The sequence below is a fragment of the Micromonospora sp. R77 genome (genome assembly GCF_022747945.1).
GTDB lineage: Bacteria > Actinomycetota > Actinomycetes > Mycobacteriales > Micromonosporaceae > Micromonospora.
The window spans coordinates 3,439,855-3,452,894 of sequence record NZ_JALDST010000001.1 but is presented as its reverse complement, the minus strand read 5'-3'; the positions used below and the strand labels follow the sequence as shown (position 1 = coordinate 3,452,894).

General features: G+C 72.8%; 14 protein-coding genes. All 14 read left to right on the top strand.

All coding sequences use genetic code 11. The features are described from left to right. Nucleotides 1–151 precede the first annotated feature (151 nt). The 14 genes from MRQ36_RS16195 (at nucleotide 152) to MRQ36_RS16130 (ending at nucleotide 13,035) form a co-directional block, all read left to right on the top strand. A complete protein-coding gene (locus MRQ36_RS16195) occupies nucleotides 152–1,018 on the top strand; it encodes a replication-relaxation family protein (protein ID WP_242796465.1) in 867 nt (288 codons plus the stop codon). 478 nt (nucleotides 1,019–1,496) lie between these two features. Further along, entirely contained in the window at nucleotides 1,497–2,309 is an 813-nt protein-coding gene (locus tag MRQ36_RS16190; RefSeq protein ID WP_242796464.1) for a hypothetical protein, read from the top strand. 431 nt (nucleotides 2,310–2,740) lie between these two features. Then, a complete protein-coding gene (locus MRQ36_RS16185) occupies nucleotides 2,741–3,586 on the top strand; it encodes a hypothetical protein (RefSeq protein WP_242796463.1) in 846 nt (281 codons plus the stop codon). Continuing rightward, entirely contained in the window at nucleotides 3,583–3,900 is a 318-nt protein-coding gene (locus tag MRQ36_RS16180) for a hypothetical protein (RefSeq protein ID WP_242796462.1), read from the top strand. The genes MRQ36_RS16185 and MRQ36_RS16180 overlap by 4 nt, the downstream gene beginning before the upstream one ends. A gap of 257 nt (nucleotides 3,901–4,157) precedes the next feature. Further along, the gene (locus MRQ36_RS16175) at nucleotides 4,158–5,294 is read left to right on the top strand and encodes an FAD-dependent monooxygenase (RefSeq protein WP_242796460.1); all 1,137 of its coding nucleotides are present in this window, start codon (nucleotides 4,158–4,160) and stop codon (nucleotides 5,292–5,294) included. A gap of 31 nt (nucleotides 5,295–5,325) precedes the next feature. Continuing rightward, nucleotides 5,326–5,676 (top strand): Lsr2 family protein, encoded by a 351-nt coding sequence (locus MRQ36_RS16170; protein ID WP_242796458.1) that lies wholly within the window; start codon nucleotides 5,326–5,328, stop codon nucleotides 5,674–5,676. Nucleotides 5,677–5,853: 177 nt separating this feature from the next. Beyond that, entirely contained in the window at nucleotides 5,854–6,840 is a 987-nt protein-coding gene (locus MRQ36_RS16165; protein WP_242796456.1) for a MarR family winged helix-turn-helix transcriptional regulator, read from the top strand. Nucleotides 6,841–6,934: 94 nt separating this feature from the next. Continuing rightward, nucleotides 6,935–7,582: a GGDEF domain-containing protein gene (locus MRQ36_RS16160; protein ID WP_242796454.1), complete on the top strand. Its 648-nt coding sequence runs from the start codon at nucleotides 6,935–6,937 to the stop codon at nucleotides 7,580–7,582. Between the two features lie 139 nt (nucleotides 7,583–7,721). After that, nucleotides 7,722–8,204, top strand: a complete 483-nt coding sequence (locus tag MRQ36_RS16155; RefSeq protein WP_242796452.1) for a hypothetical protein — start codon at nucleotides 7,722–7,724, stop codon at nucleotides 8,202–8,204. Between the two features lie 196 nt (nucleotides 8,205–8,400). After that, nucleotides 8,401–8,844 (top strand): hypothetical protein, encoded by a 444-nt coding sequence (locus MRQ36_RS16150; RefSeq protein WP_242796450.1) that lies wholly within the window; start codon nucleotides 8,401–8,403, stop codon nucleotides 8,842–8,844. Nucleotides 8,845–8,865: 21 nt separating this feature from the next. Then, on the top strand, nucleotides 8,866–9,903 hold the full coding sequence (locus MRQ36_RS16145; protein WP_242796448.1) for a hypothetical protein: 1,038 nt from the start codon (nucleotides 8,866–8,868) through the stop codon (nucleotides 9,901–9,903). A 106-nt stretch (nucleotides 9,904–10,009) separates the two neighbouring features. After that, a complete protein-coding gene (locus tag MRQ36_RS16140) occupies nucleotides 10,010–11,086 on the top strand; it encodes a M23 family metallopeptidase (RefSeq protein ID WP_242796446.1) in 1,077 nt (358 codons plus the stop codon). Nucleotides 11,087–11,200: 114 nt separating this feature from the next. Beyond that, nucleotides 11,201–11,869, top strand: coding sequence for a hypothetical protein (locus tag MRQ36_RS16135; protein WP_242796444.1), 669 nt, complete (start codon nucleotides 11,201–11,203; stop codon nucleotides 11,867–11,869). A gap of 74 nt (nucleotides 11,870–11,943) precedes the next feature. Next, nucleotides 11,944–13,035, top strand: coding sequence for a DUF4314 domain-containing protein (locus MRQ36_RS16130; RefSeq protein WP_242796442.1), 1,092 nt, complete (start codon nucleotides 11,944–11,946; stop codon nucleotides 13,033–13,035). The last annotated feature ends 5 nt before the right edge of the window (nucleotides 13,036–13,040 follow it).

Here is a 13,040-nt window from a genome sequence, read left to right as displayed (position 1 = left end):
CCCTCCCTCGGAGGGAACTCCTCTTCCGCTTGGAGCATCCACCGTGTCCACCAACAACTCCGACTCCCGCTCGGCTTCCGCCTCTTCCTCGTCCTCTTCGCTTGGTTCCCGTTCGTCATCTCGTCTTGCTCGTCTTGACCGGCTTCGTCGGTTGACCACCCGTGATCATCAGCTGTTGCGGTGGCTCGCCGAGCACTACGTGCTGTCCACCGAACAGATCACCACGGCGCTGTTCCCATCGCGTCGCTCGGCCCGGCTCCGACTCGCCCAGTTGCACCAGATGGAGGCGGTCAGCCGGTTCGTCGACGTCACCACCGGCAGCGGCCAGTACCTCTACACCCTCGGCCCGCTCGGCACCGTGGTCCACCCCACCCAGTTCAACGACCCGAACCACGTCGACGCCCGCGCTCCACGCACCAGCATCGACCGCACCGAACGCATCATCGGCAGCCGCCGCCTGGCCCACCTGCTCGGCACCAACCAGCTGTTCGTCGACCTGCTCGGCTACGCCCGCACCGACGAACACGCTCGTCTGGCGCGGTGGTGGTCCGAACAGCACACCACCGCAGCCTTCGCCGCCGCTTCCTACGCCGCCGGCAGCGGCACCGGTGTCCAGCCCGACGGGCACGGCATCTGGCACGCCCGAGGGCGCACAGTCGGGTTCTTCCTCGAACACGACAACGGCACCGAACCCCTCGGCATCGTGCTGCGCAAGCTGCGCGGGTACGAGCAGCTTGCCCGCTACGGGCCCCGCTACCCGGTGCTGCTGCGCGTCCCCGGCCGCCGCCGCGAGCAGCACCTCCTCGACGCCCTCGCTGGGGTGCCCACCGCCATGCCCGTGGCCACCGGCCTCCACGGCGAGCATCCCGCCGGGCCTGCCTGGACGCTGACCACCGACCCCGGGCCGCGCCGCTGGCTGCACGAACTGCCCGCCGACCACGGCCCGGACAACCCGGCCACCAACCCGCACCGCTTCCCCGACACCGACCCCAGCGGCCCCGCCGACCCGGAGCCCTGACATTCACCTTCAACACACGCGGAGGGGAGCCGTCCACTGCCTTGGGCGGCTGTGAGACCGACCGGATCTCACAGTCCCGCCGTCCCTCGCCCGCGGAATCGAGCGGTCGTCTGACAGTGCAGGTCACCGGCACTACTGACGATCATGACGGCGGCCGGCGCTGACAGATCCGGCCGCTACCTTCATCGGCACCACCTTCACCCATATATCGCTCCACCCGGTCCGGTCCCACCTCGGGAACCACCGCCGCACCTCACGGTGCGCTCCGCCCACCCGCCCTTGTCGGCCGGTCGGCGCCCGCGCCAAGCGGCGACCCCCAGGTCGTACCGCACCACCAGCACCAACCCGCATCATCCCGCTCCACCAGCAGCCCTCTGCTGCACCCATCCCTGTTCGTCCCGTGAGTCGACCCATGTACCCGGTGGGCCGGCCGCTTCCGCGCGCCCAACAACGCGCCCTACCGAAGGAGGAACCCCAGATGACCGCAACCAACGGTGCCGCGACCCCGCTGAGCCGCTACGGCACCCGCGTGCCGACGGTGACGCCCCGCCCGGGCCGCAAGCCCACCCCCGCGGCCACCACCGCCAGCACTACGGCGCCCACCAGCCCGGTGGTCACGCCGACCGCGACGATCAACACCATGATCGTCTGCCTGCCCGACGGCCTGCCGTCGCAGGCCCTGACCGCCACCCAGCTCGACCGGCACTTCGGTGTGTCCGGCACCCTGCAGCCCCGTTTCTGGGCCATCCCGGACATGTGGCTGTGGCAGCGGCGCGACCTGGTCGCGCCTCGCAAGGGACGTCCGGTGTACTGCGCCGGCGGACCGGTCAAGCTGCTCGACCTCGCCGCCATGCGTCACGCCGCCGGCGTCGGCGCCGGCATCCGCCACCAACTGTGGCAGCAGGTCGTGCACGGCACCCGGCCGGCCACCCCATGGCCGACCCTGCTGGCCCGCCACCTGGCGGACCCCGCCAAATACCCGCGCGAGCGGGCCGAGGCGGACTTCCACAACCAGGCCCGCGTCAACGCGATGCGGATGCACAACGCGGCCAGCTACGGCGCCGCCCACCTCGCCGTGGGGGAGCTGGAGATGTTCCAGGCGGGCCCGATGGCCTACCAGCACTACAGCGCCACCACCGCCGTCTGCGGCGACGTCCTGCTCACGCCGGACGGGCACAAGCTCGCACCCGCGAGCGACGCCCTCACCCACCGGGTGACCTACCTCGAGCAGGCGACCCGGTATCTCGACAGCGTCGAGACCGACCAGCGGCTGCTCGCCGTCGCCCTGTAACACCACCGCACCGGAACCGGTCGGGCACCGCACCCATCTCCCTCTTCCCTGGGGATCGGCGGCGGCCCGACCGGCTCCACCCCCTTCCCAACCGCGCCGCGCCGGCCCTGGCAGCAGACAGCGAGCTCTACCAACCGCACCCATGAGCCCCGCCGGCCTGCGACGCACACCCCTAACCCGACCAGCGCGGCGAGACCGCCATGGCAGGTCACCGCCTGTCGGGGTACTCGCCGACACCGCCACCCGAACCTCAGCTCCACCTGGCACTCACGCTCGATCCGGATTTCCGCTCCGACGCCGTACGTCGCCGCAGCGGGTGTGAGCACTCTGCCGCCCGCGCGCGGCCCGGCGCCCCGGGCTGGGGCGCCCCGCAAGCCCGGCCGGCGAACGGCCGACCTTTCCCTCTTCCCCCATCAGGAGGTTCCTTCGCCATGTCCGACCGACTGTGGTTCCGCGTCGACGACGTCCTACCCCTCGCCGAACACGCCGCCGCCACCCGCGCGCACCTGAAGACCCGACAGCAGTACCGGGCCGGTGTCCCGGACCAGGCCGCGCTCATCTGGTCCCACGACGCCGACGGTGACTGGTTGTCCTCCAACGGCGTCCCCCGCTGGTACGACGCCGACGGCGCCGACCACCGGGCCCTCGCCGAAACCTGGACCCACACCGCCACTGGCGCCACCGGCAACCCGGTCCCCGCCGACGACGGGCACGGATTCCTGCCCCTGCACGCCAACCACCTCGACGGGCGGCGGGACCTGCTCGACCTGCTCCGCTACGCCCGCCGCCACGGGATGCACTGGTTCGGGCTACACCCCGACCCGGCGAGCGAGGCCACCGGCGACCGCTACCGCATCTCCCGCCACCGCGGCGACATCACCCCACCGCTGTCCACCTGGACCCCGGCGGCCGTCACCTGCGACGTGGTCGGCGGCGGCACCTACCGCGCCATGGCCGCCCCCGGCTACACCACCCTCACCCGCACCGGGCTGCTGTGCCGCTTCCCCCGGTTCGCGGTGCAGCGCATGGCCGCTCACCTCGACGCCCTCTACCCCGGTGACATGCCTGGGGAGCACCCTAGGCTGCGGTTCGACGGCGACGAGGTCGCCGTCGAGTGGGAGAACGACGACGGCCTGGACAGTCGCTGGATCGAGGACGACCGGGTCACCCCGGACGCCAACCGCTGCTACGCCATCGGCGCCTACCAGTGGCCATGGACCCTCGTCGCGTCCGAGGCGACCTCCCGCGCCGCCGACCCGACGGACAGGTCGCGGTGATCGTCGACGAGGCGTTCCAGCAGGGCGGCCCCGGCAGCTACGAGCTGACCCGCGTGCACCACACCGACGGGTACGTCCTGCGGGTCCGGGTCTACCGCGACAGCTACGCAAAGCAGAGCACAGCGGTCGCCGAGGTCCTCACCCCTCTGCTCACCTGGACGATCATCGCCAGCAGCCCCGGTAGCGGCTGGCACCGCACCACCCCGACCACCTCACCGGACGCGACGCCGCTGATCCCGGTCGCCGACGAGGTGCTGCAGCGGGCGCGGTGGATCCTTCCCGTGCCGCCGCCGTTCACCACGCCCGGCCGGTAACCCGCCAAGGCCACGCCCTTCCGCGCCGCACTGCCCGCCCGGTCGCACCTCACGCACCAGCGGACCCAGCCCAGCGCCGGATCCTCCGAACCTCATCCGCCCGCCGCATCACGGCGGGCTGATCAGCGCGTCCACGGCCCACCGCCGCTGACGCGCTTTCTCACTGCACTACCTGGCCGATGCCCGGCCACCCGCGCACTCGCGCAGACCCGGGCACGGCCGTGCCCGGGTTCCCACCCTCCAGAAGGGAACCCCCCATGACATCCACCAACAGGCCCCGCATCGCGGTCATCGGCGGCAGCCTCACCGGCCCCGTCACCGCGCTGCTGTTGCTGCACGCCGGGTTCGACGATGTAACCGTGTACGAAGCCGCACCGGCGTCCGCGCCCCTGGGCGGCGGCCTCATCGGTCTGGAACACCCCGCCCTCGACGTGCTCGACCGCCTCGACATCGGCCAGCACGAGTTCGTCGCCCATGACTCCGAGGCCATCGTCCAGATGACCATCCGCGAACGCCACCCCGCCGAGACGATCCGGCGTACCTACCCGGGGCGGAACACCACCTGGACCCTGCTGCACCACGCACTGACACGCCGCCTACCTGCCGGTGTCCTGCACTCCGGCATGAGGGTCACCGCCCTGGCCGAGCAGGCCGGCCAGCCGGTGCTGCGGTTCCGCGACGGCCACACCGCACCCGCCGACCTGGTCGTGTTCGCCGACGGCCGGTCCTCCACCGGCCGCCGCCTCCTCGACCCTGATCGGACCCTGCGGTACGCCGGCTACGTCGCCCACCGTGGCATCGCCGACATCACCCCCCAGCCCGGCCTGCGGGACTTTCTGCGGCTTCAGCCCTGCCCCGGTGCGCAGTTCAACCTCGCCCCGGTACCCGGCGGCTGCGACTGGACCTTCTACCTCAACTGCACCAGCACCGAGTACGCGCAGCGGTTCGGCGCCGACCCCACCCGCCGAGTCTTCGCCCTACCCCGACACGTCAGCCCCGCCGCCCGCACCCACGTCGACACCCACGCCGACCAGCTCCTCCCGGCCGACCACGCCGCCGTCGTCCACGCCACCACCACCCGCATGGCGGTGCCAGTCCTCGACATCACCCCACCGGACCGCATGGTCTGGCCCGTCGGCGGCGGCCACGCCGTCCTGCTCGGCGACGCCCTCGCCCCCGTCCGCCCGCACACCGCCCGCGGCGCCAACAACGGCATCGAACAAGCCGCCGGCCTCGCTGCCGCTCTCACCCAGCACCGCAAGTACGGCGCCGACCTCACCGCCGCCCTGCACGGCTGGCAACGCCGACACCTGCCTGCCGCCGTCGCCGCCGTACACCGCGGGCCCGCCATCGGCCACCAGCTCGGCCTCGGCACCCACCAAACCGCCCAGTAACCCACCCCTCGAAGGAAAGGAGGTGGCCCTCGTGGCCACCAAGACCACCGCGATCGTCGTCGACGACCTCGACGGCTCCACCGACGACGTCGGCACCTACCAGTTCGCCTTCAACGGCATCACCTACGAGATCGACCTGTCCGCCGGCAACTTCGACCGGATGGCCGCGGCGTTCGGCCCGTTCATCACGGCCGGACGCCGCCTGCCGAAACAGACCCGCGCACCGCGGCGGCAGCACGGCACCGCGACCGGCCGCACCCAGAGCCAGGAGATCCGCACCTGGTGGTGGACCGCGAACTGGCAGGAGCTGAACCTGCCCCGGCCACGAACCGGGGGCGTCATCCCCGCCGCGGTCCGCGACGCCTACCACGCCGCGCACTGACCCCCTGTCACCAGCAGGCCGCCCGGCGAGCGTTCGCCGGGCGGCACACCTGTGCGCGTCGCCGGAGTCCCGCACTCCGGGCAAACGACTTGATCAATGCCCGATCCGAAGCGTGCATCAGTGCACGCGCCTCACTCACCGACCCCTGCCGACGGCAGGAGAAAGGGGCCCGCGCCCATGATCAGCACCCCCACCAACACGGCCGCACCAGCACCACTGGTACCCAGCGTCGCGAAGGTCCTCGCCGCGCTGCACCGCCTCGGCGAAGCCACCGCCGCCGCCATCGCCACCGAAGCCGGCCTCGGCTACTCCACCACCACCCCGAAACTGCGCACCCTGGAAACCGCGGGACTGGCCGAGCCCAGCCGAAACGACACCGGACGCAGCCTGTGGCGGCTGACCGACACCGGCCGCGCGCACGTCGAGCAGGGCGAGCACGACGAGCCCGCACCGGAATCCTCCACTTCAGACGTGGACACAGTCACCACCGCTGCAGATCTCGAGCCACGCGGCGACGACACGCAGGTAGCCGGAGATGCCGCCGGGCAGGACCACGACGAGCATCCAGCCGCCGAGATTCCCGCCGATGGGCAGCCGGACGCCGCCCAGGAGCAAGCATCGCCGGCTGCTGGTGACGTCGAGGCCGCACCCGACGAGGCCGCTGAAGCCGAGGACACCGAAACCGACCACGGCGACGATGACGACCGCTCGACTGCCGACCCCGACGTGCCGGGCGCGACCGACGACACCGACCCGGCCACCGGAACGATGCCCGCAGCGAACGACACGGACGTCAGACCGGCCACACCGGATGGTGGCCCTGCCGGCGGGGCCACCGACAGCACCACGGGCGACCCCGCCCCGGAAGCACCCGCCGCTACGCCGGCCACGGAGGCGGCGGGCGATTCGGCACAGCCCTCTACCCGGCGGGCATCGGGCTCCCTGCGCGGCGCGGTCCTCGACATCCTCGAAGCCAACCCCGGCCAGCAGTACAAGGTCAGCGAGCTGTGCAAGCTGGTCGACCGGGCCAACGAGGGAACCGGCGCGAAGAAGGCCAGCGCGGGCGCGGTCCACAACGCCGCCGTGAAACTCGTCGGGACCGGGCGGGCGGTCCTGGCCGCCGAGAAACCCGCCACCTTCGCCCTCGCCGACACCACCGCCTGAACGACCCCGCCAGCCGGTAGCCCGGAGGCGGGCGTCGAACTTCCCGGAACCACGCCCGCCCCCGGTGCTCCTTCACAGACAAGGAGCTCCCGAAGTGTCTCCCATCCTGACCTCGATCGTCACCGCAGCCGGTGGAATCCTCGCCGGTCTCGCCCTCGCCGCGGCGCTGCTCTGGCGCCAGCAGCAGGCGCTGACCCGCGCCCGCTACGCCGCCGACCACGACGACACCACCGGCCTGCCCAACCGGCGGGCCCTGCTCGCCGCCCTCACCCGCGCCACCCACACAGATGGCCCGTTCGGGCTCGTCCTGCTCGACCTCGACGGCTTCAAAGCCGTCAACGACACCCTCGGCCACGAGGCCGGCAACGACGTCCTCACGGAGGTGGGCCGGCGGCTGGCCGCCCTGCGAGGACCGGTGCGGCTCGCCGCGCGGCTGTCGGGCGACGAGTTCGCCCTGCTGGTCACCGGCGGCCCCGACGACGTGGCGGCCACCGCCCGCGCCGCCTGGCGGGCGGTCGGCCGCCACCCCGTCGACCTCGGCACGCACGCGGTGGCCTTGCGCGCCAGCGTCGGGCACACCAGCGCCGCCCTCGGCGTCAGCCCGCGCACCCTGCTGCACCAGGCCGACATCGCCATGTACCAGGCCAAACAAACCGGGGCCGGGGTCCACGGCGCCACCGCCACCACCGGCCACACCCCACCGCCGCCGGGTACCCGCCTGCGGGACCTGCGCCGCCGCTGACCGCTCACGGTCACACCAAGAGGACCTCGCGCCCGTCGACGTGCGCGAGGTCCTCACCGTGCCCGCTCTTATCTGCCCAGCCCTGCTTTCCCTCTCCTCGGCGTCGGTCGCCGAGACCCCGTTAAGGAGCGCGTCCGCCATGAGCAGCCCCCACACGTACACCGTCGGCGACCGGGTGACCATCGACCCGACCGTGGCCCGCGCCAGCACCCGGGGCGTCACCTACCGCGTCACCCGGCTGCTGCCGGTCAACGTCATCGTCGAACCCGTCAACGGCGGCCGACCGGCGAAGGTCAACCCCACCTACCTGCGGCCCGCCCCCACGGCGGACAGCACCACCACAACCGACAGCAGCAGCACCGGCGGCGGCACCCACAGCGGCGAGTGGACCATGATCCACGAGGCGCCGCTGCATCCGGGCACCCTCGTCACCGTCGCCGGAGCGGGCTGGAAGCAGCCTCCCGGCGAGCTGTACGTGGTGCTGCGCGACACCGGCAACGGCCGTGTCTCCCTCGTCCCGCTCGGCGGCAACAACGGCCGCTACTGGCGCGGCGTCTCCCGCCACCTGCTCACCACCGTCGACCCCACCCGCGTACGCCTCGACCCCGAACAGACCACCTGAACCACGGACCCTCGCCGTCGTATGGGGCGGGCAAGGTCCTGCTCGCCCCGTACGACTTGACCTTCATTGAGAGATGAGCGTCGATCACCGCTGGTCGTCGTCCGTCGTCCGGACACCAGCATTCCCGAGGGCCCCGACGCGAGTCGGGCGGCGACCGCGCACACCACGCGATCCGCCGACCGAAGGGCCACCCGCCATGGCACACCCCGCACATCCCAAGGGCCGCAGCCGGCGCCCCAGCGAGCGCACCGCCGTACCGGACGACGTCACTGACCGGCTCCTGTGGGCCCTCGCGGTCGACGTCGCCGCCGCCCACCAACTCGGACCCGACGGCGCCTGCACGAACCTGCAGTGCCGCGGGCAGCAGGGCCCCTGCTGGGCGCTGCGCACCGCCCGCCGCGCCGAACAACACGCCCGCCGCGCCACCACCACCCTCGCCCCGGCGCCCCGCCGCCGTCGCCGCGCCGGTCGGGGTCGTACGGGGACGCGCCCCGTGCCCGCCCCGCCGCGCCGCTTCACCGGCTGGTTCACCCCCGCCCGCCCGCCGGCACCCCTGACGCGGTCCGCGCCCGTACCGGACGCGGTGCCGCCTGAATCCCGCGTCTACCGGCGTCCACCCGCGGCGGCGCTGGCCGCCTGAGCACGCACCTGGAGGTGCACCGTGAACTTCCTACCGAACGACACACTCGCCGGCTACGCCCGCACCGCCGTCGACCTGCGCACCCGCATGGTCGACTACCACCGCAGCCCGCTCGCGGCGCAGTACCTGCAGGCGTTCTTCGACAGCCGCCTCGCCAACCACCCCAGTCCCAGCCCAGCGGGCATGGCGAAGGTCCTCGACGCGGTCCGCGCCATCACCGCCAACCCGTGGCGACTCGGCGAGCCGTACGTCATCGCCCCCGCGATGACCGCGATCATCGCCGCCGCTGCGGCGGCCCTCGACCTGACCGGCGAGGTGCTCCCCGCCGACATCGCCCCCGACGACGGCGGGGTGCTGTTCTTCCCCGAACCGATCTACCACCGCAACCTCCGCGGCGAGGTGTCCTCCATCGGTGCGATCACCTGGGCCCGCACCACCAACACCGGCAGCGGCCGGTCGTTCTGGGCTATCGCCGGCTGGGCCGACCACCACGACGCGCACGACCCGGCGGCCGTGCGCCGCCGGCAGCAGCTCACCGACCGGCCCGACCTCGCCCGCCAGTTCGGCCCCTACGTGCTGACCGACTTCACCGAGATCCCCATCGGCCAACCCGTCGACCCCCGCCCAGACCTGCCCGTCCTCGACGGAGACGACCATGACTGGGAACCGGCACCCGACGGTCGGTTCTGCATCGACGAGACCACCACCCCGATGTGGGCCTGCGCCGCTATCGCCTACGCCTTCTGGCGAATTCAGGCCCAACCTCTGGCCACCGTCGCCGCCGCCCCGTTGGACCGCGCCGCCCGCCGCCGCGCAGTGCGCGCCAGCATCCGCCACGACACCCGCGTGGTCATGCTGCGCCGCACCAGCCCTCTCGCCGAACCCACCGACGGCGAGCCCAAGTGGCACTACCGGGTGCGGTTCGTTGTCCGCGGCCACTGGCGACGCCTCATCGACCGCGACGGCCACCCCTACCGCATCTGGATCAACGCCCACATCAAAGGCCCCGACGGGGCACCCCTGCTGCACGGCGAGAAAGTCGCCGTTCTCGCCCGCTGATTCCCTGCACCCCGCCGAAGGCCGCGCGACGCCCCCTCCACGGGCCCGCGCGGCCTTCGCCGTCCCCGCCCACCACCCGGCCGCCGCTTTGAAGGAGTGACCAGTCATGACCACCCGCGTGCTGTCCGGGATCACCGTCGCGGTCGTCGGCGTCCTGCTGCTGTGCTCCGGACTGGCCACCACCCTGATCTTCAGCGGCGGCACCGGCGCCGCCGCGTGTGCCGCGATCGCCAGCGTCACGCCCACCGCACCGTCGGCGACGCGCAGCCCCGCCCCGGGCGGGATCGGTCCGATCGGTGACTGGAGCACCGAGCAGGTCGGCAACGCCGCCACCATCACCGCCGTCGGCATGCGTCTCGGCGTCCCGCCCCGCGGCTGGGTCATCGCCGTGGCCACCGCGATGCAGGAATCCTCGCTGATCAACACCCCGGGTGGGGACCGCGACTCGGTCGGCCTGTTCCAACAGCGGCCCTCCCAGGGCTGGGGCACCCCCGAGCAGCTACGGGACCCGCAGTACGCGGCGACGAAGTTCTACCAGAAGTTGCAGGCCGTCGACGGCTGGCAGGCGATGCCCCTAACCGAGGCCGCCCAGGCGGTGCAGCGGTCGGCCTACCCGGACGCCTACGCCAGGTGGGAACCCGACGCCACCCGCATCGTCGCCGCCCTGACCGGGGTCACCGCCGGCCTGGCCGCCTGCGGCGTGACCGTCAGCGCGCAGGGCTGGACCCAACCGGTGCACGCAGACGTCGGCTCCGGTTTCCGCACCCCTGGCCGTCCCGGGCACGACGGCGTCGACCTGATCGTGGGCAAGGGCGCCCCGATCCACGCCGCGTCTGCCGGCACCGTCACCGTCGTGCGCTGCAACGCCGTCGACGTGCGCACCGGCGCGGGCTGGGACTGCGACCGCGACGGCGACCCCGCTCTCACCCGCGGCTGCGGCTGGTACGTCGACATCACCCACCCCGGTGGGGTGATCACCCGCTACTGCCACATGCTCGCCCACCCCTCCGTCACCGAGGGCCAACAGGTCGCGGCGGGTGACGTCATCGGCGTCTCCGGCAGCTCCGGCCACTCGTCCGGACCTCACCTGCACTTCGAGGTGCACCTCGGTGACCACACCTCCGGCACGGCCGTCGACCCGGTCGCCTTCATGGCCTCCGTCGGCGCGCCCCTCAACCAGTAGTCGCCATCGCGAACGCCGGCGGCGGCTGCGTGATCCACCCCCAGCTCGGAGGTCGGCCCACCCCGGGACGACCACCGCAACCCCCATCCACACAACCCTGAGGAGGAAAAGCCCGTGAGCACACCCACGCTCGTCGGTGTCGCCGCGTTCCGCGGCAGGTACACCGCCCGCTTGATCCAGTTCGGCGAGGATCCGCAGGTTCTGGTGCCGCTGCTGCGCCGGATCTGGACCGACACATTCGGCCGTGACACCGACGCCATGGCCGCCGCGCTGCTGGCCCACGACTGGTGGTCCCTCGCCGTCAACCCCAAGCCCCGCCGCTGGGACCAGCAGCCGCCCGTACCGGGCCTGGGCCACCCCGCCGACAACGACACCATCCGGCGCGGGGCGCTGCGCGAGGACGTCGGTGGGGCCCTCGAGTGGCTGTACCTGCTGCACCTCGACCAGCGGCGGCTGGTGGTGTACGAGGCGACGGTCCACGGCCGCTGGCTGCGGCACAGCGCCCACCACCTCGACCCCGCCGACGAACTGTTCATCACCGAACCCGCCGACGACGACGGCGGCGGCCCGGAGATGACGGTGTGCCCCGTCTGCGGCGCGGTTGACGAGATCGACCACGTCGAGGTGCCGTCCATGGCCGGCTACGGCTACGACACCGCCACCAGCTGCACCCGCTGCGGCTCCTCGGTCGCCACCGACCCGATGTTCGGCGACCACGTCACCCGCAAGCCCTGGCCGCCGCACAACCCCACGACGGGTGACGCGACGGGCAGCGCCCGATGAACACACCCGACCCCACCCCGTCGCCGCCCACCAGCGGCAGCGATGGCCCGTCCACTCACCGATCGGAGACCACCATGAGCTACCAGCCTGGCCAGCGCGTCGCGCTGGTCCACACCAGCGACCCACATACCCGGCTGCGTGCCGGCGACACCGGCACCGTCCGCCACCACGACCAGCGGCAGAACATCGTCGAGGTCGCCTGGGACAGCGGCTCCACGCTGTCGATGAGCCTCGACGACGGCGACCGCATCGCACCAGCCACCACCCCGCCGCCCACCGGCGATCCGGTCGGCGAGGCCACCGAATGGGCCGCCGCGCTGCGGCGCATGCGGGCCGCCGGCACCGAGGCCGGCCACACCGCCGCCGCATGGTGGGCGCAGGACACCATCGGCGCCCGAGTCAGCGGCGACACCCGCCTGGCCGCCCGCCGGATCCTGGCCGGCATCCACGACGGTGATCCCGCCGTCCTCGACACGTTGCCCCACTTCTCCTCGGCTGGAGACTCGGTCGATGCCGCCGGGTGGGAGCTGTTCGCCGACGCCACCGGCGATGTCTCCGGCTGGTTCGGGCTGCGCATCCAGCAGCGCGACGAGGCGATGACCGTCTACCGCGACGCCTTCGCCACCGCAGCCGAAGAGCGTGTCGCCGACCTGTGTCACCTCGCGGCCAGCCCCACCGGCCGCGACGTGTCCCACCTGCACCCCGACCGGGTACATCTCGGCGACGTCGGCGTGTTCTCCGGCGAGTGGGCGATGACCGTCGGCCCGGACGGCGATGACCGCTTCGAGATCGGGTTCGTCGGCGTCCTCATCGACCATTGGAACGGGTGGGCGGTGTTCTCCTGCACCCGCCCGGTGGCGGAGGCGATCGTCGCCGACCAGCACCGGCTCCGCGACCAGCACCGCCGCAGCCTGCGCGAGCAGGGCGTACCGGAGGACGACCTGGCTCGCCGGGTCGACGCGGATCTGGCCGACCTGTCCTTCGACGAAGACGTCCTCGTGGTCGACCAGCGCGCCCTATCAGACGATCCGGAAGCCATCGAACGCGTCGCCCCGGACGGTGACGGCCGGTACGTGGTGATGGGCCGCAGCTGGTGCTGGGAGGCCGTCGACCCGTACGCCTGCGACCGGATGGTCGGCGACCTGCCCGACCCCGACCAGGCATAGGCCCG